The sequence below is a fragment of the Microbulbifer maximicatervae (SeqCode) genome, assembly GCF_056231245.1.
This window is the reverse complement of the sequence record NZ_CP174334.1, coordinates 2,866,723-2,889,782: the sequence shown is the minus strand read 5'-3', so window position 1 is coordinate 2,889,782 and position 23,060 is coordinate 2,866,723. Positions and strand designations below refer to the sequence as shown.

The following is a 23,060-nucleotide window of genomic DNA, read 5'->3' as shown; positions in this document are numbered from 1 at the left end:
ATATGGGTTTGCATGTGCACTCGTTGACTAATATTCCCAAAAGTGAAAATAGAGATTATTTGATCTATTTGCTTGAGTATGGGTGGCATGAGTCTTTAGCCAGAGCGCTAAACGAAAATTTCGATAAAATGGCAAACCTTGCTGCCCAAAATCGGGCTGTAGTAATAAAGGGGACTGAATTGGCTCATTTTGATAATGAGGTTTTTTCTTGGCACCAAATTAACAATGAAAGGGGCGAGGATGTATTGCCAGCGATATTGGTTACAAATGCGCACCCTTCATATTTCTTAGAAAACAATCATGGCTACAGTCGCAGGCGAGGTCTATACCGGGAGCAAGAGGAGAGTGACCTAAAACTTGTTCTAATTCCCTTGAAAAAGTTTTGCTCTACTACAACCGAGGTTGTAGCTTTAGTCGAAAGACTATTTTCGGACATAGAATTAGGGAAAGACCTTTCTGACTTCAGCATTGCTAAAGAAGCACAGAAAGGAATCGGGTCGGCTATTGTAGATTCAATTATATTAGAGCCAAATATATCAGGGGTGGGGTTTAGTTTTAAAAAATTGGGGAGCTTCTTACGTGGCAACAGGTAACAAGTCAAATCACTCGGACTTGGTAAAGCTGTCACCTTTTTTGTTCCAAAAAAGCCGCCAACATCACCAATCCGGTGTTTGAGGCGTTATAGCTCCTTAATGGATAATGCGGAATGTACGAGCTGTTTAATATTTCCAATATCGAAGCCCTGGGTATATTGCTATGGTTTTGTGTTGTATTAGCTCTTAGCTATATGCTAGCTATCAAAAAAACCTTAAAGGTTAAACGAGCGGTTGTAGTTGGTGGATTTATGGCATTATTACCTCCTCTGGCAATTATATATTTGGTCTCGCTGCTACTTAGAAAAAGCCTTTCTGTATCAGAGAGATTAGATGAGACGTTATAACAAAACGCTGAAAATTCGCCCCCAAAAAACGTGGGCTGGACCTCCGGCAAAAAAATGCCTCCGGCCTTTTAGCTTTGCGTTAAATTACCAAGGAAAGTCATGAGGAAGCTTCTTATTTCAATAATGGCCGCGCTAGGGTTTAGTGGCGCTCAAGCGGCCGAATTTCCACCAAATATGGAAATGAATGGCAAAACGATTCAAGCGCTCATTGATGCTGGTTCTGATCCAAGTAAACCGCACCCTCTTGAGCATCATTTTTATTGCTTTAGCTCTAACTCACTTAAAGAGCTTATGGCTAAAGGAGAATCTCTTGGTTACCGTGTAGCTAATGTCGGTGACAACGTACATGAAGGCACTCATTACTGGTATGGCGACTTAATTAAAGAGACCATTTTAGACATTAAAGTAATTAACAGTGAAAACTCTTTAATGCTCAAGCTGGCAAACGAGTTTGATGCTGATTATGACGGCTGGGGAACTCCGGTTGTTGAGTAATTTAACAAGTCAATTAACTACGCGCCTACGGCGCCGGACAGCTAAAAGCGTGGCTGCGCCACAACGCTGCCGGTTATTGAGGCGTGTGTGCCAGGCATGGCATTTAACTAGAGAGGTGAAAGTCCTCTTACCAGGTATTCGTGGAGCCGAAGGTTAGCGAAAGGGCAAGGTTAATATCGCGAGGTATTAGCTGGAGGAAGCTCAACGCAAATTCACGGGGTGATGAACAAGAACTGGATATGAGGTGTGACGTAGGTGGAGCCAGTGGGCACGTGACCATAAAGCTCTCCATCCACAATTGGCCTACGTTTTATAAATCCAGCATCTACGTGAAGAAAGTTAAATGTCTTACCCTGGGAGGTCTATGGGTTGTTAATGGAATAACTGAAAACTGAGAGATTGGTTTTGACCGACCCATAGAAGTCAGCAGAGGGCATAGTAGGTAGATTTCGTGCTACTGAAGGCCTGAACAATTCTGGACAGTATTATTAATGCAGAGCTTGATGACTGCATCTGACAAGTAACTTAGTTGCCAGAAAAAAAATATTTTTTTCTGGATGAACATCAAACTGGAAACTTAATCATACATTGTCCAATTTCCCATCTCTTTTAATGCAGCGAATTCTAGATAGGAATAATCTGTTTCGAGCATTACAACAAGTTTCTCGTAACCAGGGTGCGCCAGGTCTCGATGGTATGACGGTAAAACAGTTGCCGGAACATCTTAAGCAGACCTGGATTGCTACCCGACAAAAGGTGTTAAGTAGTAGCTATCGTCCTCAACCGGTGAAACGCGTCTTTATACCAAAAGGCAATGGAGGCCTGCGTCCATTGGGTATACCCACTGTGCAAGATAGGTTGATCCAACAAGCTATCGCACAGATACTCAGTGAGCAATGGGAGCCGAAGTTTCATGCTCTTAGTTTTGGTTTTAGACCAAATCGATCGGCACACCAGGCGATTAGACAGGTCCAAAACTTTGTCCGGCAAGGAAAGCGCTGGACGATCGATATGGACTTGAAATCCTTCTTTGATGAAGTGAATCATGACAAGCTCATGCTAACACTGAAGCAAAGCGGAATACCGGCTGATGTGCTGGGGTTGATAAACCGATACCTAAAAGCGCCAACGGTAGTCGATGGCAAGGTAATAGCTACAATAAAAGGCGTCCCGCAAGGTGGGCCGTTATCTCCGCTTCTAGCGAATATTGTGCTTAATGAACTGGACTGGGAGCTGCACAAGCGGCAACTCAGTTTTGTACGATATGCCGATGATTTTCAAATACTGGTGGGAAGTCGTCGGTCTGCAGAGCGGATAAAAGTAAGCCTTACGCACTTCATCAAATGTAAGCTGAAGCTCACAGTAAATACTGAGAAGAGTGCAGAGGATCACTTCTGGAAGCGGAGTTTTCTAGGATTTAGATTGCTGAAGAAGGATGCCCGGATAAAGGTATCAGAATCATCGATTAATAAATTGAAGGCAAAGATCAGAATGGTCACCCGCCGAACACGAGGCCGCAAGTTTACTCAGATCATAGAAGAGTTAAAGAAGTCCCTGCTTGGTTGGAAAGCGTACTTTGACATCAGTGAAGTACTGAGCCCTCTGAAAGATCTGGACAAGTGGATAAGGCGGAAGTTGCGATGTTATTTATGGAAGCAATGGGGACGTAGTGGTTACCGCAGATTAAGAAGGCTGGGCGTTGATCGTTTTTTTAGCGTGGAACACGGCCAAATCAGCGCATGGACCATGGAGGCTAAGCAAAAGTCCTGCCCTTTACAGAGCATTGCCAAATAGATACTTTAGGAACTTGGGGCTGCCGGAATTGGCAGATAGGAAGGGGAATAGAATTGAACCGCCATGGTACGTGACCCGTATGCCTGGTGGTGTGGGAGGAGGGGCATCGTGAGGTGCCTCCCTATCCCGATTAGGCATAATCAAATCGGAAGAAATTTATGCAATTTTTTGAGAAAGGAAAGTACAACTGGCGATCACTTCAAGATATTCCAAATGTACCCTTTGACTGTGGTTATTGCGGCGTTTACGTCTCTTCTGACAAAGGGTATAAAATAGGAGCGCACGGTGATGGCAGCGGACAACAAGTTGGTGGCATTTACATTTGTTCAAATTGTCACGGACCGAGTTTTTTTGACTTAAGTGCAAATCGGCATCCGTCAGCATCATTCGGAAATTCAGTTAATCATGTTCCCGAAGAACTTGAATCGCTTTATAACGAAGCTAGGCGCTGTACATCACAGAACTGCCATACAGCAGCAGTATTACTCTGTAGAAAAATGTTGATGAATATCGCGGTAAACCAAGGGGCCAAAGAGGGGCTCCGTTTCATTGAGTATGTTAACTACCTTTCCGATAACGGGTATACACCACCTAATGGAAAGCATTGGGTCGACCATATTCGTAAAAAAGGCAATGAGGCAACCCATGAAATCGCATTAATGAACGAAATTGATGCAAAAGAGCTTATCGCTTTCACTGAAATGCTACTCAAATTTATTTACGAGTTCCCTGCAATTGTCCCTCAACCAGAGCCAGCTGCCTAACAAAGCCAGCCAGAGGGACCAAAAAAACCGCCGCTTCGCTCTGGTTTTTCGGCCCCTGCTGGCAACGTTAAACACCTAAAGTATGGAGCAGCAATGCTGCAGAAAGTTGGATTAATTCATCTACTGTTTGCCATTTTCACGTTAGCTTACTGCGTGTTTGCTGTTGTGATCGGTAAAGTAATTGGTTATAAACGAGCTGGGCTCTCAGAAACAATCAGTATTGATATTGAACCAGAGAGATTTTGGGGTATCGTGTTGCTTTATGTAGGTATAGCATTAATTATGGTTATACTAAGTATAAAAAAGAACTTCCCCAAAAAACTTTATGAGCTCATTGATTTTGGTATCCATTCCAAACTATCCATTTTGCAAGTTATATTTATAATCAGCTTTACCGCTTTAATGTACATCACTATTTTTTGGTTAGCTGGGGTGTTAGCAAATGCTTAACAAGTACAAGCAGGTTACTGCGGGCCTTTGGCCCTTCGCGGGACAGCCTACGCTACGCTCCGGCCACCCCTGTTGTAGTCGTTAGCCTTACAAGGAGGAATGATGGATAAAAAGGAAACACTCCTAATTGAATTTGAAAGGATAGAGATGAATGCAGCAACTTGTAAGTTTGCGCATTTTAAATCATCCAGCTCCAAACAAAATCTGACGCTAATTCTTGGAGTTCCGGTTGTTATAATAAATGTATTTATTGGCTCAACCTTGATTAAGTCTTTAGGCGATTATTCGGGCACAATAATCTCTGTGTTATCACTTCTGGCAGCAACTCTTGCAGGAGTTCAAACATACTTAAGCTACCAGAAAAAATCTATGCTACATATTGAAGTCGGTAATTTGTACTCTGACATTGAGAGAGAGTCCAGGATATCGAAAGGAAAAATAAAAGCAGATGTAATGAGCATAGAAGAAGGTTGGGCATCAGTTTCCGCGTTAGAATCAAAATATAGCGAAGCAAATAAAAAGGCACAGGAATGCCCAATATCTGACTCAGCTTTGAGTGGCGCTAGAAATAAGTTTCACTCGCTAAAAAAGGCTAACAAGTCAAACCAAAGGGCGAAACAAGGCTGCGCCTCTGCTAAAGGAAGTTGAAATCTCTCCTTTTCGAGTAGATGCTTGCCTTTTGAATAGGGTAGAAGAGTGCGCCTAAAATAGTAAGTGAAAAACGCGTTATTGGGTACGCATCAGAGCTCAAAGTTGGAGTTGTAGCTCCAGCTGAAGATCTTCAAGTCGATATGGTTACTATTGCCAAATTAATGAGAGTGTATCCAGTGGTGATATTTACGAGACGACAAATAACTTAAGTTATCGATACTGCCCAAATCCTAAACATGGATAGGCAAATAAGGTTTGGCTTTCAGTTGGTAAATATTTAATCAGATGACTTGCTGAATGTTAGCTAACAGTTCTTGCAAAAGCTCTCAGTGCAGTTAGGTGGATTTATTTATAGCTTGTGTTGCAAATAGAATCATAGAAATATAGATGGAAACTGACAAGGGCGCTCAGTGCTTTATCTCTGCCGCCCTTGCCACTAGCAATAACTCATGCAATTAAGTTGTACTCTAATTTTTAACTGCATACCACAATGAACTCGATGTATTGTTGGAGTTGTTAATTTTGTTAGTCCTCAGGGGGTGGCGGTGGTGGTGGAGGGGGCGGCGGTGGTTCGCTAGGGCTGTGCGGTGCGAGGGCAATTAGTAGAGTAACAACGCAGATTGCCTTCATTGTGAGGCCGCCAAGCAAACAAAAAATTAAAGCAAGAGAGTCGTCGTGAAGGTAGGTTAAGACGGGAAACAGCTGTGGTCTTTCCGGTGGTCGACCTTCCTGAATAGCCTCAACTAGGCGCTTTCCTTCTTCGCTAATTTCTATTCTGCTTAAAAGTGCTTGTCGAAGAGTTAAGAGCCATTTCTCCGTAGTGCCATACTTTTTTAAACCTTCTTTAAGCGCTGTCGCCAATGTTTCATCGACCTCTGTATTGGCGCGTATCTGTATTAAAAGTGAATCCGCATCAAGCCTTAGAATTTCTGAAAGACTATCCTTGAGTTGATCAAGAGATTCAAGTGCAACCTGAGACGCTTCAATCATGCATTCAAGTGATTGAAGCATATACAACGACCAGACATTTAATGCCCCGGAGGAAGTTAGCAACTCATCGTAGTATTTTGAATCTACCGCAAGACCATCTTCAATCCTTGTTGCTGCAAGGATTTTGGTGCGAAATGATCGATAAGACTTAAAGTCCCTGGCTGTCGTATCTGTTGCAGCAATCTTTGTTGCTACCGAAAGTTCCATTATATCTTCCATTGTCCATTTCCATTGTCCAATACGATTTAATAATGCGGTGTGGACAGTAAATATTTTATGTGAGCCAATCAAGCCGTTGTAAGGTTTTGTAATTTTCGATGTTGACGGCTAGAAGAACTATTACGTATTTGTTGTTTGGTGCGTAATATCAATAAATAGTAATAGGTTTGATTTGTGCGTGTTGTCTATTTCTATTGTGAGTAAATTGAGGGTTTTTAAGTTGGATTTAATATATGGTTGGCTTAGGTTGTGATTCTGCGGTTATAGGTTTTATTCGTGGTTTATAGCAGGTTGGCTTTTAGGGCGGAGTGAGGTGGGGTGGTGAGTAATCTTATTATGTGCCGAGATTATCTTAATCACTGCAGAGGCTGTTTTAGAGGCTCTTGTAAATTAATCTATCTAAGAAGTTTCCTGCAGAACTTTGCATTCTGTGTGTCATGATTTTCAATTTGGTTGAACAGTTATTGAATGCTGATGCAGGTTTGAAATAGACGAATGGGTAGTTAGTTTGGCAGATGGGTTCACGTGCTATGCGGGGCACATTCTATCAATCGGTAGTATGACTTTCTTGGGTAGGGAGAATTTAGCCTTGTAAACATACAGAGCCCAAAAGGCTCTGTATTGTTTGGGTTGGTATGGGTCAGATATCTGCTGTTATCAGGCGTATTACAGTTTGTGGTTAGTTAGAATTTTACACGCTGGGCGCTTAACTTCTTCAAGGTGTTACAAGGCTAAAATTACGATCAAATTTATCAAATAACCGCCCAAATTTTATTAGTGCCAAAGGATTTCCGCTCACCTTGAGTCTACCATCTTTGATTAGAGTAGGGGCGCCTACTAACCCGCTAAACATCATACGTAAGTCGGTACTGTTCAGAGCGAGGCTGGCAGAGGGCTCGCTACTGTGTCGGCCTGGGTAGCCGTGCAGCACCCCATTTTGTACTACGACTAAGTACTTTTCTCCAGTGTCAGTCATATCGATATTTAAGCGGATATCTGCATCTGCCGCTTTCTCACCATTAAGGCGCACCGCCATCGCGTCGAAAAGCAGCTGGAGAGGGACTCGTGCTACTATTTCTTCATCGGGCAGTATTTCTTCACGGTATTCAATACCATGGCGTAATTCCTTGGCTCCGGAGAGATAAAAGTTGCGCCAGATACCAGATTCTGCCTGGTAGCCGAGTTGCTCCAAGCTATCAGCCAATAGATAACGGGCTTGCTCGTTCTCAGGTTCAGCGAAAACCAAGTGCTTTAGCACCATGGCTACCCAGCGATAATTGCCCTGGGCAAAATCCTGTCGGGCCCGAGCCATAATGGCTTCTCCCCCGCCCATGTAGTCGATGTAGTGCTCTGCAGCTTCTTCCTGAGGAATAGGGTGGAGGTTTGCTGGGTTGCCATCGAAATAACCCAGATAGCGATTGTAAACTGCCTTGGCTCCAACATTGACAGTGCCGTAGTATCCTCGATTGGCCCAAGCCTGAGAGAGGTTCTCGGGCAGCTCAAGGCGCTCTGCGACTTCGACCATATCGTAACCGTGGTTAGCTAGGCGCAGGGTTTGGTCGTGGATGTACTTATAAAGATCCCTCTGCTTAGCCAGGTAATCCATTGCTTCATCTTTGCCCCAGGTGGGCCAGTGGTGGCTGCTGAAAACCACCTCGGTCTTATCGCCAAATTTCTCCATGGCGTACTCAATATAGCGACTCCAGGCCTTGGCATCGCGGGTTTTCGCACCACGCAGAGTGTAAATATTATGCAGTGTATGGTTGGCGATCTCACTCATGCAGAGTGCGTTAAATTGAGGGAAGAAAAACACAATCTCTGCGGGTGCTTCGGCCCCGGGCGTGTTAATGAAGACGATGTCCACTCCATCAACTGTCATCTCTGCACCGGTTTCAGTAATCTCTATTGTTGGCGTAGCTATTCCGTGCTCACCATCTGATACTCGGTTGCCTAAGCCGGAAGAGACAAAACCCTCCGGACTGGAGGGCAGTAAATTTCCAAATTGGTATAACGCACGGCGTTGCATCACGTTTCCGGTGCGCACATTCTCGCTAATCGCCTCCTCAGCAAAACCCTCTGGTGCAATAATGTCGATAGAACCGCTCGCGAGCTGTTCTTTAGTTAGAACTCCAGTTATTCCGGCGAAATGGTCTGCGTGGCTATGGGTAAAGATAACTGCACTTACCGGTTGCTCTCCTAGTGCCTTGTTGGCCAGTGCAAGTGCTGCGGCTGCAGTCTCCGCAGAAGTGAGAGGGTCGATAACAATCCAGCCGTTTTCTCCCTGCACCAGAGTCATATTGGCCAGATCCAGCGAGCGCACCTGATAGATACCATCTACCACTTTGAACAGGCCGTTATTCAGGACGTTGAGCTGGGCCTGACGCCAAAGGCTGGGGTTGACGGTATCAGGAGGGGTACCTTGTAAAAATTGCATCTGGGATAGCCCATAGACTTCCCGACCTTCGGTATTTTTCACTTGGGCGCCGGGAATAGATTCAATAAAGCCTCGTTTAGCCAGCAGAAAATCAGTTTCATCGCCGAAGGGGAGTTGTTTTGCCAGGGATCTATTGTGGGAAATAGTTGCCTTGGAGGCGGGTTTGATCTCGGTATTTAAATTTTCTGTGTGAGTTTTCGGTTCACTACCACAGGCAATCAAAAAGAAGGACAGCAACCACATCAGTATCAGCGAGCGCATTGAGACTCCCCAAAATCGGTGTACATGAAACTTCATTTTTATACTGGGACAGGGTTTTTATTGCCCAGAGTGGCCTTAGCTTCTCCCACCTGCGGTGGCGCGTCAAGACAAGAATTGTCCCTTTGGCGGCGTAAAAGTCTTTCTGCAAGGGAAGCAGTTTCATGTTACCCACTGGTTAACCAGTTTTGTCATTGGGCTTTGTATTTTCTACCAATACAGTCACGATTGTCGGCATTGTGATGTGTGAAGAGTTTGTGGTTCCTGAATCGAAGACGCTGGATTGTCGTAGCTGATAGTTTAATCTGGTCTGTTTTTATATGCCCTTAGGGATTTTATATTTAACAGGTTTAGGAAGGTTTCTATGATAGTAGATGGTCGTAAAGGTAAGTTTATTTTTAGCTTTTTTCTGTTGGTGCTAGTACCAAGCTAGCCATTCAAAACAGGGTGTCTTATTTATCAAATTCTATTTTAAAAATAAGACACCATCTGGCTGGAATTTGAACAGGTCGCCGATCAAAAATTCTTTAACTTCTATTAATCTTAACTCGAGAGGTAATTAAGCGGCAGGTGATATATTTACGCTCTTTCTAGAGAGCGTTGCGCTTAAGAATGCGCAAAATGCCAGAGCTACGATATGAGGCAGGTAAAGTGTGTATTCACTGGTGTGGAAAAAATACAGAGTGGCTTCGCAGGCAATAATGGCAATTGCTGCAGTTGCCCATGGATGCAGTTTTATCAGCCTAGATGCTAAGAAAATGAGTGTGAAAACAATTAGTCCATATCCTAGTAAATGGACAACAAAAATTTCCCAAAGGACAGCCCCTCCATCTGAAAGGAGTGCTCTGAAAGCTTCGGGTATAGCGATGGCTGCAGAATATTCTGTAATTAATGGGCCTAAGTATCCGGCGACTAAGCCTATTATTATTCCAGCTATTGTATTTTTCATTGAATCCATTCTATTTTTATAGAGTTGGCCAACTATACCTTATGTGGGGCTGTTAAAGAAAATACATGGCTTGTTGCTGCAAAAGGCTGCGGTTGAAATTGAAGTAATTGCTTTGATTCATCCGATTATTTTACAGGGGCTGAGAAATTTACGGGGAAGGGAAGCTTGGAGTTGGTACTTTGTGGGTGGTTAGCGAAATGTTTCTCCACAAAAAAGCGGGCTAAAAGCCCGCTCTCTCGTTGTTTTATGGGAGCTTATTGCCCCAATGTAAACAGTGCAGTGTTACCGCCGGTGGCAACAGTGTTAATAGTTTTGGTTTTTTCGCTGGCGAAGCGGAATAGGTAGTGCGGGCCACCGGCTTTGGGGCCGGTGCCGGATAGGCCGTGGCCGCCGAAGGGGTTAACACCTACTACTGCACCAACCATATCGCGGTTTACATAGCAGTTGCCGACGTTGATACGCTTGAATACCGCGTGGGCGCGGCCTTCGATGCGGGAGTGCAGTCCGAAGGTAAGGCCGTAGCCGGTGGCATTAATGCGGCGGATTACGTCTTCCAGCTCGTCTGCCTTGAAGCGAACTACATGTAGGAAAGGTCCGAAAGTCTCGCGCTTGAGCACGGAGAAATCTTCAATTTCTACTACCTGCGGGCCGAAGAAGGTGCCTTTGCTGGGCTTCTTCGCTTCCTCAAATGCAAATAGCGGCTTGGCTTCTTTCGCCATGCGCTCGCGGTGGGATTCCAGCATGCCGAGGGCTTTTTCGTCGATAACCGGACCGATATCGGTATCCAGTTTACCGGGATCGCCGAGGGTCAGTTCTTCACACGCGCCTTTCAGCATATTCAGCAGGTTATCGGCGATAACATCCTGTACACACAGGATACGCAGAGCGGAACAGCGCTGACCGGCACTGAGGAAGGCGGATTGAATCACATCGTCTACCACCTGCTCGGGCAGGGCAGTGGAGTCTACGACCATGACATTCTGACCGCCGGTTTCGGCGATCAGCGGTACAATCGGACCTTCTTTCGCTGCCAGCTGCTGGTTGATCAGGCGTGCGGTTTCGGTGGAGCCGGTGAAGGCTACACCGCCCAGGCGGGGATCTTCGATCAGCAGTTTGCCCACTGCAGCGCCGGTACCTGTGATCAAGTGCAGTACTTTTGGCGGCACGCCGGCATCGAGCATCAAGCGCACGGCGTGTGCAGCGATGATGGGGGTTTGCTCTGCGGGTTTGGCCAGTACGGCATTACCGGCGGCAAGTGCGGCAACTACCTGGCCGGTAAAGATTGCCAGGGGGAAGTTCCAAGGGCTGATGCACACGAAGGTGCCACGGCCACTCAAATACAGCTGATTTTGTTCACCGGTAGGGCCGGGTAGTTCGGTGGGTTCACTGAAATGCTGGCGTGCGCCGTTGGCGTAGTAGCGGCAGAAGTCGATAGCTTCGCGCACTTCACTAATGCCATCATTTAGGGTGCGGCCCGCTTCAATGCAAATAATTGCAGCCAGTTCATTGGCTTTATCTTCGTAGAGATCAGCAATTCTATCGAGAATATCCGCGCGGTGTTTTCCACCCTGGCGATCCCAGTCGATCTGCGCTTCAGTGGCGGAGGCATAGGCCTGCTCAATCAGGTGTTTATCAGTATTCGCGGTGTGTCCAACTTTTTCGCCGGTTGCCGGGTTGAAAACCGGTTCTTCCGCTTCGCCCATGGTGCCGTTGACGATAGGGCCACCGAGGAAATGCTTTTCGCGTTGCTGCTCAAGCTCTTTCAGCAGGGGATCAACGGAGAGTGGATCAGTCAGTTCGATGCCGTGTGAGTTTTTCCGTGGCAGGGCTTCTGCGCCCATATAAATATTCTCCGGGACAGGAATTTGCGGGTGACGGTAGGGGTTGCAGGCTTCGCTTTGTTCCAGGGTGTCCTGGACCAGGGCTTCAACCGGCGTTGCCTCGTCCATAAAGCGGTTAACAAAGGAGCTATTAGCTCCGTTTTCCAGCAGGCGGCGAACCAAGTAGGGCAGTAAGTCACGATGTGCCCCTACGGGTGCGTAGACGCGTACGGGTACACGCTTGCCGTGTACCGCTTCAATTTGTGCGTACAGCAAGTGGCCCATGCCGTGCAGGCGCTGGAATTCAAAGTCGGTGCGGCCATTAGCCAACTCAAGAATCAGCCCGACGGTGTAGGCGTTGTGGGTGGCAAATTGTGGATAGATTGCATCGCCAGCTTCCAACAGTTTTTTCGCACAGACCTGATATGACAGATCGGTGTGGCATTTGCGCGTGTACACCGGGTAGTCCGGCAGGCCCATCTGCTGGGAGTGTTTGATTTCACTATCCCAGTAAGCGCCTTTAACCAGGCGCACCATCAGTTTGCGGCCGGTATCGCGGCCCAGGGCAATCAGCCAGTCGGCGACGTGGGGGGCGCGCTTTTGGTAGGCCTGGAGTACAAAGCCCAATCCTTGCCAGTCTTTAATTTCGGGGTCGCGGGCGAGGGCCTCGAAGATATCCAGCGAGATATCCAGGCGGTCTGCCTCTTCTGCATCGATATTCAGGCCCATATCGTATTGGGCTGCGGCGACACAAAGACGCTTCACCTGGGGCAGCAATTCGTCCATTACGCGATCCCGCTGCAGCACACTGTAGCGGGGGTGCAGGGCGGAAAGCTTGATGGAAATACCGTTGGCCTCAACCACATCCCGCTGGGTGTTGTCTTTGCCGATCTCTTCGATAGCCATCATATAGGCATCGAAGTAGCGGTGGGCGTCGGCCATTGTGCGGGCGCCTTCGCCCAGCATGTCGAAGGAAAAGCGGGTGCCCGGGAGGTTTTCTTTGGGGCCGCGTTTCAGGGCTTCCTTGATGGTGCGGCCGAGCACGTACTGGCCACCCATAATTTTCATGGCCTGCATCATGGAGGTGCGCACCATGGGCTCGCCGATACGGCTAACCAGGCGTTTCATCCAGTGGGAGGGACGCTCGGTGATATCTGGGTCTAGCTCCACCACGCTGCCGGTGAGCATCAGGCCCCAGGTTGAGGCGTTCACAAACAGGGAGTCGGACTGGCCACGATGGCTGGACCAGTTGCCGGAATGCACTTTCTCGGCGATTAGTTTGTCGGCAGTATCGGCGTCTGGTACCCGGAGCAGGGACTCCGCCAGACACATCAATGCAACCCCTTCCTTATTGGAAAGGCCGAATTGCTGAAGGAAAGCGTCCAGCGTTCCGCGCTTGCTGCGCTGCTGTCGCGAATGATGAACCAGTGCGCGCGAGGTGTTCAGAATTTTCTTGCGCATCTCGTCGCTGGGGCGTGGCGCAGCCAGCAGCTCGCTCACGCAGAGGTTTTCGTCGGCGTGCAAATACTCGCGTGCCCGGTCTCGGGCATTCTGGAGGTCTCCGGCGAAGTTTGTCGACATATCGTCTCCCAAGCTCTATATCTAGGGTCAGAATAAAAAACCGGATTATGTGCGAAAATCGTTAGAATTAATCGCCATAATGTTGCGAGTTGTGGTTAAATATCACGCCTAATTGCGTGATTACCAGTAGGGTATTTTGTAATGTCTCGACAGTTGGAAGATCTTGATCGTATTGATCGCCAAATACTGCGAATTCTGCAACGTCACGGCCGCTTGCCGAATGTGGAATTGGCGCGCCGGGTTAACCTTAGTCCCACCCCTTGCCTGGAGCGAGTCAAGCGGCTCGAAAGGGAAGGATTTATTCGCGACTATGTAGCGCTACTCGACCCGCTCAAAGTTCATGCGGGCCTGGTGGTCTATATCCAGGTGACCCTGAACAATACTGCAACTGAGGCTTTGGAAGCCTTTAATGAGCATGTGGCTGGACTGGAGGAGGTCCAGGAGTGCCATATGGTTGCCGGTGGTTTTGATTACCTGGTGAAAATTCGTATTAAGGATATGCTGGGTTATCGTCGCTTCCTCGGTGAAAAGCTGGCATCCGTACCGGGAGTACGGGAAACCCACACCTATGTGGTGATGGAGGAAGTGAAGACTGATACCGCTGTAGCGGTACCGGACCCAGAACCCAGTGTGAAAGGTTCGCGGCGCTAATTGAGCGCAGTCAAATATCCTGTGCGGAGTGAAAGAACTGTAGCGATTTTGCTGGTTGGCTTTTTTATGAACCTGGGTAGGAATCTGAATTCTCTCCTCAGGCCTCAATCATAGGGATTGATTGCTGATTTCATGGATGAACAGATGGAATTGGCAACCATTGTCGGCGCGGTTTTTATTATGCTCGGCATAGCGATGCGGTACCAAGGTGGGTGCCGTGTGATTTGTCCGTAATAACTATAAGTAGGTACTGTATGGATTTTTCACTGAGCGAAGAACAGCAGATGATTCAGGATGCGGCAAAGCAATTTGCTGACAGTGAACTGAAACCCATTGCTGCCGAACTCGACAAGACCGGTAATAGAGAGCTCTTGTTGGAGAAGCTCAAGCAATTGGCAGAGCTGGGCTTTATGGGAATCAATATTGATCCCAATTACGGCGGTACTGGTGCTGGTACTGTCGCATTCTCCCTGGCGATTGCCGAGCTGGCGCGGGGCTGTGCCTCTGTTGCAACGACCACGTCCGTAACCAATATGGTGGCAGAGGTTATTCAGGCGGTAGGTTCGGAAGAGCAGCGCCAAAAATACCTCCCCAAAATCTGTAGTGGAGAATACCCCGCGGGTTCTTTCTGTCTCACCGAGCCCGGTTCCGGTTCGGATGCGGCCTCTATGCGCACCCGCGCGGAAAAGCAGGGTGATGAATACGTTCTTAATGGCAGTAAGCTCTTTATTAGTAGCGCCGAATTTGCCGGTATTTTTGTTGTTTGGGCAGTGACAGATTCTTCCGCGCCTAAAGGCAAAGGTATTTCCTGCTTCCTGGTTGAAGCCGGCACACCTGGCCTGGTGATTGGCAAGGCCGAAGAAAAAATGGGACAGAAAGCCTCTGTTACCAATGAGGTTTCTTTCGACAATTGTCGTATTCCTGCCTCCCATCTTTTGGGTGAAGAAAATCGCGGCTTTCGCATTGCTGCAGGTGAACTCGCAGGAGGTCGAATCGGTATTGGCTCCCTGGCGCTGGGTATCGGCTTTGAAGCTCTGGATTGCGCCCGGGCCTATCTGCATGAGCGGGAGCAGTTTGGTAAAAAACTGGCGGAATTCCAAGGGCTGCAATGGCAGCTCGCCGATAAATATACTGAGATGGAAGGTGCGCGACTCCTATTGCTGCAAGCCGCTTGGCAGAAAGATGCCGGAATGCCGTTTGGCCCTGCCGCTTCAATGGGCAAACTGTTCGCCAGTGAGAAGGCTAACGAGGCATGTTATTTAGCTCTGCAAATGCACGGTGGTGTGGGCTATACCCGTGAATATCCACTCGAACGTATGAGTCGGGATGTGAGAATCACTACAATCTACGAAGGTACCAGTGAGATCCAGCGCCTGATTATTGCCAGGCATTTGCTGGATGTCAGATAATATTTAATGACAAAAAAGCCGGCGCTCTTCGCCGGCTTTTTTGTTTCTTTCCCCTAAATTTGTCAGATATTCTTCTGATACCGGCATAAATACCCGCCCGCTTAATAGTTTCCTACCTATCCTCTACAAGGGGCTCTGCCGCATCACTTTGCGAATCATGGAAAGGAAACAACTGATGAACGTTAACAAGCTGCCGCTGTTTTCGCTGTTCCTAGTATTCCTTGCCTGTTCGCTAACGATCGTAAGTGTCATGGCGCAAGAACCCAATCCCGCCAGTGTCGTCACAATGAAATCAAACCAGGCTGTACTGAAAGAGCTCCCCTTTGCAAATCGGAAGGACTTTGAGGATGTAAAGCGGGGGTTTATTGCTCCTCTACCAAATAATGGTGTTATTAAAAACAGCAAAGGCGATACGGTATGGAACTTGGAGCAATTTCAATTTGCTCGCGATAAAGAGGCTCCTGACAGTGCCAACCCCAGTCTGTGGAGGCAACTGCAATTAATTTCGGAGGGAGGTCTCTATGAGGTGATACCGCGAATCTACCAGGTTCGCAGTGCGGACCTCTCCAATATAACTTTTATTGAGGGCGATACCGGGGTCATTGTTATGGACCCGCTGATTTCTGCCGAGACGGCTGAAGCAGCGTTGAACCTCTATCGGCAGCATCGCGGAAACAAGCCTGTCGTTGCTGTGATCTACACCCACAGTCACGTTGACCACTATGGGGGTGTTCGCGGTGTTATCGACGAAGAAGATGTAAAATCAGGCAAGGTTAAGGTAATAGCCCCGCAAGATTTCCTGATTGAAGCTGTTAGTGAAAATGTCTTTGCAGGAAATCATATGGCGCGTCGTGCCAGTTTTATGTACGGGAACCTGATCCCTAAAGATCCCAAAGGTACCTTAGGGTCTGGCCTCGGTCTTGAAACCTCCACTGGCACCATCACACTGATAGAACCGACAGACTCCATTGTTGAGACCGGGCAAACTTTGGAACTGGATGGACTTATCTTTGAGTTTCTCTTGGCGCCGGGCTCTGAAGCGCCGGCAGAAATGCACTTCTATATTCCTCAACTCAAAGCCGTAACCGCTGCTGAGAATGCAACCCACACCTTACATAACCTTTACACCTTGCGGGGAGCAAAGGTCCGAAATGCTCGTGACTGGTCTCGCTACCTCAATGAAACCGTGCAGCGCTGGGGTGGAAAAGCCGAAGTTCTGTTTGCACCCCATCATTGGCCAACCTGGGGACCAGAGAATGTGGTGAATCATCTGAAAAAGCAGCGAGACCTATACAAGTACCTCAACGATCAAACCCTACGATTAGCCAATCACGGGTACAACATGGTTCAAACGGCTGAGCTGATGGAGTTGCCTCCAGAGCTCTCACAATATTGGGCCAATCGCGGCTATTACGGCAGTGTAAATCACGATACCCGTGCGGTATGGAATTATTATTTAGGGTTTTTTGATGGCAATCCCGCTCGCCTGTATCCAATGCCACCGACGGCCGCGGGAATAAAGTACGTCGAGTATATGGGCGGGGCCGCCAATATTATCAAGCAAGCAAAGAAAGACTATGAGGCAGGAGAGTACCGCTGGGTTGCGGAGGTGCTCGATAAATTGGTTTCCGCAGAGCCTAATAATCGTGCAGCAAGAGACCTATTGGCAGATGCGTTAGAGCAATTGGGTTATCAGCAGGAGAATGGCACCTGGAGAAATTTTTTCTTAAGTGGTGCCAGGGAGTTGCGGGATGGTATCCAGAGATACCCTGTCCCTCTGACTGCGAGCCCGGACACTATTCGCAGTATGCCGGCTGGTTTGATTTTTGATTATCTGGGAATTCGACTCAACGGCCCAAAGGCAACTGGCAAAAAGCTCTCCATCAATATCAATATGCCGGACGTAAAAGAAAAGTATGCGCTTGTGCTTGAGAATGCGGTGTTGAACTATGGCCCCCCAGTTGAGAATCCAGGAAGCAGTGTGCAGATAAACCGCTCAGATCTCAATGATATCATCTTGGGTAGTGCATCTATCCAGGAGAAGATGGAGGATGGGAAAATCAAAATTGAGGGCGATGCGGGAGAGTTGAAGATATTACTTTCTTTAATGGACCGGTTTGATTTCTGGTGGAACCTGGTTACGCCTGAACCGATGGATAAGATGGTGCCAAAGGATTTCTAAGATCGGGTTGACTCAGAAGTAAGCGGATTGCGAAAAAGTATTGATCCATAGGAATAGGGTGAAGTGAATGGCAAATAAGGGAAGTACTCTATCTGAGATGTTGAAAGGGATAGGTACTTTGGAGGATAGTGCCGATTTCACTATTTCTTGGTTTCAGAGGTTACATATATATTTGGCAATCATAGGTTTTGTTATCTATCGCCTCTTGATTACCCCATGGAAAGTGCGGAAGAAAAGGAAATTCTTTTCAGATCTGGATGCCCTGAAGAACTTGCCTCTTAGACTCCCACAGCCTGATGAAATAAATGAGGAGGGGGAGAGCAACTTCCTTAAACAGGGTGAATTGGATTTCTTCAAAAAAAATGGCTTTTTGGTCCCATTTTCTGTTGTTTCAGAGGGTGAGGCTGTCAAGCTGAAGGGGCTTGCCCTTGATGAATATGATAAAAGTTTCCATGGAATTAGTTTTCTCGGGGATAAGGTTCGTGATATCGGAATTAGGCATGGGGACTGGCCGATAGAAGATGCTGGAGCCTATCAGGCACTAAGTCCCCCTTCATTTCGAGAGCTTCTAAGAAAGCCTAAAATATCGCACCGTTTAGCTAGTCTACTTGGCAACGAAGTTATTTGTTGGCGAAGTCAATTTTTCCATAAGATGCCGGGAACTGGCCCCACTGTCTGGCATCAAAATGCAACTTTCCGTGAGACAGGTAAATATGCCAAGCTTCAACCAGCGTTAGATGCAGACCCAGCGATAGTTCAGCTGAATGCGTGGGTGGCTCTAACTGATGCTGCTCGTGAAAATGGCTGCTTACTTTTACTTCCTGGATCGTTTTCGGATGCGAGAATTAGTTACCTATATGAATATATGCAAACCAATAGATTCTTCTATCTGTCGCAGCTTCCGCTTTCACTTCCTCATTTATACTTTATGGCAAAAATCGGCTTCTATGGCTCTATATTTGCAAAGAGTGCCTTGGTGTTTTTCACAGCTGTGGAGATTTTAGGGGAGGATTTTTTTGAAAATTTCGAGGTTCTTGATGTTGAAATGAAGGCGGGAGAATGTCTTATTTTTTCTGCCTTAAATATGCATGCATCTTACCCGAACATAACAAAAATTGACTGCCGGTTCTCCTTTCTTGGGAGGTGTACCACAACTCATGTAAAGGTTTCCCCTTCTGGTAAAGATAGATTTCCTAGTGCTGAAGGCATGGTTGAGTTTGAGTTGCCAGAGGTTAGTTCATTTCAGATATATGGTGGTGATTCGTATGGGTACAACAAAGTAATGCGAAACTAGTGGGGGGTAGTCATTACTTGAATGAGGTTAAGTTTTATGGAGACTGGAAAAAGTACTTTTTCGGAGATGCTGAAGGGATTTGGTTCTATGGGGGATGCTGCAGATTTTGCGATCTCCAAAGTGCAAGCCTTTCAAGTTCTAATAATGATCACTGTTGTTTTGCTTTATAAGCTATTAATCCTCCCATGGCGTGGTTCGAAAAAGAAGCAGATGTTTGATGAGCTGGATAAGCTTAGAAATATGACGGTGACTATTCCGAGAAAAAATGTCTCAAGGGATGGTGGTAAGGATGATTTCCTAACAGAAGAGCAAATTTGTTACTTTGAAAAAAATGGTTATTTGCCACCATTTCAGTTGGTTTCTGAAGATCAGGCAGCAAGTTTACGTAAAGAGGCTGAAGACGCATTTGCTGAAGACTTTCAAGGGGTAAGCTATGTTGGCAGTAAAGTAAGAGAGATAGAAAAGCGGCATGGACAATGGGTAATTGAAAGTGCTGGACTTTACCAGGCTCTTAGAATGAAGTCTTTTAGGGAGCTGTTGAGGAATCCAAAATTATCGCACAAGCTTGCCAGTCTATTGGGTGATGAGGTGATGTGTTGGCGATCACAGTTTTTCGATAAATTTCCTGGTGCTAGCGGCACTATATGGCACCAAAATGCGACTTTTAGGGAGACTGGTAAATATGCGAAACTGCAGCCTACAAAAGATACTGATCCCGCAGTGATACAGCTTACTGCTTGGGTCGCTCTATCAGAATCTACTATTGAAAATGGCTGTTTGAGATTTTTGCCGGGGTCGTTTAGTGATGCAAGAATGGATTTTCTATACAGCTTTATACAAGATAATAAGTTATTTTATATTTCTTTGCTTCCTTTTTCATTCCGATATTTTTTTGATGTTTTTAAGGTGGTTTTGTTTGGTCGGATTTTCACTAAGAGTATATTTGTCTTTCTTACGGCAGCGAAGCTCTTAGGAGAGGATTTCTTTGATAAGTTCAAAGTTAAAGATATGGAGATGAAGCCGGGTGAGTGCATTGTGTTTTCATCTCTAAATATGCATGCATCATATCCAAATACATGTAGTAGTAATTCTCGGTTTTCCTTTGTGGGAAGATGTACGGCAAATCATGTACGGGTCGCACCGGGAGGTAAGGATGTATACTCAACAGCGGAGGGAATGGTGGAGTATGAACTTCCAGAGGTAGGTAGCTTTCAAGTTTATGGTAAGGATTCTTTTGGCTACAACAAGATATTGAAAGATTAACCTTTATGTACCTTTAAAAGAGAGCGTCTTACTTGGTCTCTTGTAGTTTGCTCTTTATATTGTGTTGTAGAGTTATATGCGGTCTGCAGTTGGAAATCCTCACTTGTTACTTTGCTGTATAAGTTTTCTGGCTGAAATACTTTGAAAAACCAGCCTCTTCTTCAGGTGTAGTTGATGTGTTTGACCTATCTATGATAGGAGAGAGGCTGAATTCAGGTGGCGGAGTTTTTGACTATATTTGTGTGTTAGTTTGGTTTTTTATTTGCTTTTCTATCCTATCATTAGGTTAGTGTTGGATACTGCCCTATTTAATATCTTTTTATCTTTTTATCTTTTTATCTTTTTATCTTTTTATCTTTTTATCTTTTTATCTTTTTATCTTTTTATCTTTTTATCTTTCGATGCCTGGAGTTTGTACGCCTTATTTAGGGTCCTGTCGGTGTTGAATGTCTCATTTTTAAGCTTCCTTATTGTGTTCATATTTTTTTAAGTTACGCACAGAATTAAATTTCGTTTCCGCTAAAATTTCGCCCACTTTTGCATTTCATGACTGTCCGGAACTTATATTTTGGACAGTACCTAACACCAAAATAAAAAACACGGCACTTAAGGCGATTATGGAAAAGTTATTCGGGCAGAAATTATTGGTAATTGCACTAACCGCGGCACTTGCAGCTTGTGGTGGAGGGGGAGGTTCGTCGGATTCTGACTCCGATTCACCACCTGTGAGCGATGGCGGAGATGATAATAGTGGGGGTAATCAAGATGGAGGAAGTGGAACAGGTGATAGCGGGTCAGATGATAGCGGGGATGACTCCTCATTGCCTGATAATGACCCATCGACTGTAACCGTTGGAGATGTGTCAACAGCTGAACTCGGGTTTGCAACAATTACCGCTACAGATATCACTTTGCCTAACGCAATGGTAAATGCTCAGGAAGTTTACCAGCTGGCCCACTATATTGGCCGTACGGACAGTGAGCAGGATGAGGAAAATATTGATATTCCTATCCGTAGCTATACGGCCTCCTGTGCTACGGATACTGCCCAGCCAAAAATGTATGTATCCACAACTTTGTCAGAGGGGAATAGTGCCTCTGATACAACCTATGGGTCCGTTTACGAGCTTCAATATAACCCAGATAGCATGAGCTTCGAGCAGACGGGTAACGCCACCATTCTGAATCAATGCTATGAGTCACATGGTATTACGGCCAGTTCGGATTGCTCCAGGGTAGCTGTTTTATGCAATACCGAATATAAGGCCAGTGAGCGATATGATATCGAAAAAGATCTGGTAGAAGAGTACGGTACAACCTGGATGAAGATTGAAGACAATCTTGACAGTGTTGCAGGCACCGATAATGAGAAGAAGTATAATGACCAGATCTGGCTAATGGAGTGGGATAACAAGCCTATAACTGAAACTCCAGATGCCTATGTTGTCAATAAAATGCACGGCGGGACTCATTTAGGAGCTCAAGAGCTATTGTACGTAGAGGCTGATAGCCAGGGGCGCACAAGTTATGCGTTTTCCGTGACAGCTCGTGTTCTTGTTAGCGGTTCGCATTATTCGGCAGGGCTGACAGTTATCAATCGGGATGACTGGTCAATGTCCTTCTCTGGAGATGATCACCGGGGTTGGTACTGGGCGTGTGGCCATGGCCACGTTCTGAATATTCGAGCCTTTTACAACCCGGGGAATGAGATGTACGGGGCTCTGTGTACCAGCGACGGAAATAAATATTATCCATCCCCGGGCCTGAATGCGATCGCCATTAAAATGGAGGACAGTGGATCTTCTGTTTATGAAGGCACCTATAATCATTTAGTGCCCTCGACAAGTGCAATGATATCCAACGGTGGTGGCCATACGGTTGTCCCGGTTGATGCCGATACAAATCTCTCAGTTATTGTATCTCCGAAGTACATTGAAGATGCGAACATGGATATGTTCTTACAGGACGAGCTGGGCATCGATATTAGTGGCGATGGACCCTTCGATGAGCAATGTGCTGATAGCGGCATTCGCAATTGCTTCTTCTCATATATCGACAGTGGTGAATATCCCGTAATTTCGAGGCAGGGTCTCTACTCTGGAGATGCCTTGGATACTACTTCCCTGACACGTGTAGGTATTGCAAAAGTTGATGGGGAAGGCAGTATTGAAGGCAATGGTATTGAGTGGCTGGCAACGGATTCCGATTGCCAAATTAGTGATCCTCAGTTGGTTGATCTGAAAAATGGCCGTTACTTATTTGGTTACGCACAGTTCCAATGTATCTCCGATAACCTCCCGTACAATCGCAGTTACAATAAGAGTGGTGATGCCATGCGTATGCTGGTGCCAAAAGCCTACTATGTAATGGAAATTGATGCAGACTTAAATGTACTTGAGGGGCCGGTAAAACTGACTGACTACGGTTGGGGTGGTTTGGATGAGCCTATGTACTTGGGTAATGGTAAGGTTGCCTGGAGCTATATTAAGAATCCTACCCTGGATAATTATATAGGTGGCCAACAAAATGTTTGGCAGGCAATAGTTTATCATTCTGACAGTGTAAATTAATTGTGCTGATTTGGGGTAAGCTTAGGCTTGCCCCAAATTAAATTATACCTCTGCATCTGTGGTATTTATCTCCCTCCCTTTAAGTTGTTTCCGTAACTCATATATACGTGCCATTACAATAGGGTGCATCATTTTTTATTGTGCTCCTGTGTAATCCATTTCCCAATTTTACCTCAGTATAATCGCGCGGCTTTCCCGTTCCGAAAAATACTTTTCGTTTACAGCGGTGACAGAAGTTGCGACTCCCTGAGTTGCGAAGACTGAAATTGGAAATGACAGAGTATTTTAGTGGACTTTATTTTGCTTTGAGCTGGCAGCGAAGGAATGTTGCATGGCTGGTTCGTAA

General features: G+C 46.3%; 17 protein-coding genes. 13 read left to right on the top strand and 4 right to left on the bottom strand.

The features are described 5' to 3' along the window. Positions 1 to 2: 2 nt before the first annotated feature. From ACJJIS_RS12435 to ACJJIS_RS12405, 7 genes are all read left to right on the top strand, one after another. Positions 3 to 593, top strand: a complete 591-nt coding sequence (locus tag ACJJIS_RS12435; protein ID WP_475708246.1) for a hypothetical protein — start codon at positions 3 to 5, stop codon at positions 591 to 593. Between the two features lie 113 nt (positions 594 to 706). After that, positions 707 to 940: a hypothetical protein gene (locus ACJJIS_RS12430; RefSeq protein ID WP_444892212.1), complete on the top strand. Its 234-nt coding sequence runs from the start codon at positions 707 to 709 to the stop codon at positions 938 to 940. Between the two features lie 99 nt (positions 941 to 1,039). Next, complete coding sequence (locus ACJJIS_RS12425) at positions 1,040 to 1,435, top strand: ribonuclease E inhibitor RraB (protein ID WP_475708245.1); 396 nt, start codon at positions 1,040 to 1,042, stop codon at positions 1,433 to 1,435. Positions 1,436 to 2,047: 612 nt separating this feature from the next. Further along, entirely contained in the window at positions 2,048 to 3,229 is a 1,182-nt protein-coding gene (gene ltrA / locus ACJJIS_RS12420; RefSeq protein WP_475708218.1) for a group II intron reverse transcriptase/maturase, read from the top strand. Between the two features lie 158 nt (positions 3,230 to 3,387). After that, on the top strand, positions 3,388 to 3,993 hold the full coding sequence (locus tag ACJJIS_RS12415; protein ID WP_475708244.1) for a DUF4145 domain-containing protein: 606 nt from the start codon (positions 3,388 to 3,390) through the stop codon (positions 3,991 to 3,993). Between the two features lie 93 nt (positions 3,994 to 4,086). After that, on the top strand, positions 4,087 to 4,443 hold the full coding sequence (locus ACJJIS_RS12410) for a hypothetical protein (RefSeq protein ID WP_444958399.1): 357 nt from the start codon (positions 4,087 to 4,089) through the stop codon (positions 4,441 to 4,443). A 102-nt stretch (positions 4,444 to 4,545) separates the two neighbouring features. Continuing rightward, on the top strand, positions 4,546 to 5,091 hold the full coding sequence (locus ACJJIS_RS12405; RefSeq protein ID WP_475708243.1) for an SLATT domain-containing protein: 546 nt from the start codon (positions 4,546 to 4,548) through the stop codon (positions 5,089 to 5,091). Between the two features lie 528 nt (positions 5,092 to 5,619). On the opposite strand, the gene ACJJIS_RS12400 is transcribed toward ACJJIS_RS12405, so the two are convergent. From ACJJIS_RS12400 to putA, 4 genes are all read right to left on the bottom strand, one after another. Continuing rightward, positions 5,620 to 6,303: a hypothetical protein gene (locus tag ACJJIS_RS12400; RefSeq protein WP_444913475.1), complete on the bottom strand. Its 684-nt coding sequence runs from the start codon at positions 6,301 to 6,303 to the stop codon at positions 5,620 to 5,622. 715 nt (positions 6,304 to 7,018) lie between these two features. Continuing rightward, positions 7,019 to 8,998 (bottom strand): alkyl/aryl-sulfatase, encoded by a 1,980-nt coding sequence (locus ACJJIS_RS12395; protein ID WP_444932897.1) that lies wholly within the window; start codon positions 8,996 to 8,998, stop codon positions 7,019 to 7,021. A 556-nt stretch (positions 8,999 to 9,554) separates the two neighbouring features. Beyond that, positions 9,555 to 9,944 carry a hypothetical protein gene (locus ACJJIS_RS12390; RefSeq protein ID WP_475708242.1) on the bottom strand — a complete coding sequence of 130 codons (390 nt, stop codon included), beginning with the start codon at positions 9,942 to 9,944 and terminating at the stop codon, positions 9,555 to 9,557. A 254-nt stretch (positions 9,945 to 10,198) separates the two neighbouring features. Continuing rightward, on the bottom strand, positions 10,199 to 13,345 hold the full coding sequence (gene putA, locus ACJJIS_RS12385) for a bifunctional proline dehydrogenase/L-glutamate gamma-semialdehyde dehydrogenase PutA (protein ID WP_475708241.1): 3,147 nt from the start codon (positions 13,343 to 13,345) through the stop codon (positions 10,199 to 10,201). A 141-nt stretch (positions 13,346 to 13,486) separates the two neighbouring features. Here putA and ACJJIS_RS12380 point away from each other — a divergent pair, with 141 nt between their 5' ends. From ACJJIS_RS12380 to ACJJIS_RS12355, 6 genes are all read left to right on the top strand, one after another. Then, complete coding sequence (locus ACJJIS_RS12380; protein WP_108732847.1) at positions 13,487 to 13,996, top strand: Lrp/AsnC ligand binding domain-containing protein; 510 nt, start codon at positions 13,487 to 13,489, stop codon at positions 13,994 to 13,996. 254 nt (positions 13,997 to 14,250) lie between these two features. Beyond that, positions 14,251 to 15,405: an acyl-CoA dehydrogenase family protein gene (locus ACJJIS_RS12375; RefSeq protein WP_413665396.1), complete on the top strand. Its 1,155-nt coding sequence runs from the start codon at positions 14,251 to 14,253 to the stop codon at positions 15,403 to 15,405. Between the two features lie 175 nt (positions 15,406 to 15,580). Then, positions 15,581 to 17,587: an alkyl/aryl-sulfatase gene (locus tag ACJJIS_RS12370; protein ID WP_444932900.1), complete on the top strand. Its 2,007-nt coding sequence runs from the start codon at positions 15,581 to 15,583 to the stop codon at positions 17,585 to 17,587. Positions 17,588 to 17,654: 67 nt separating this feature from the next. Further along, positions 17,655 to 18,881, top strand: a complete 1,227-nt coding sequence (locus tag ACJJIS_RS12365; protein ID WP_444959627.1) for a phytanoyl-CoA dioxygenase family protein — start codon at positions 17,655 to 17,657, stop codon at positions 18,879 to 18,881. Between the two features lie 36 nt (positions 18,882 to 18,917). Next, the gene (locus ACJJIS_RS12360) at positions 18,918 to 20,144 is read left to right on the top strand and encodes a phytanoyl-CoA dioxygenase family protein (RefSeq protein ID WP_445358569.1); all 1,227 of its coding nucleotides are present in this window, start codon (positions 18,918 to 18,920) and stop codon (positions 20,142 to 20,144) included. A gap of 617 nt (positions 20,145 to 20,761) precedes the next feature. Next, positions 20,762 to 22,714, top strand: coding sequence for a hypothetical protein (locus ACJJIS_RS12355; protein ID WP_475708240.1), 1,953 nt, complete (start codon positions 20,762 to 20,764; stop codon positions 22,712 to 22,714). The last annotated feature ends 346 nt before the right edge of the window (positions 22,715 to 23,060 follow it).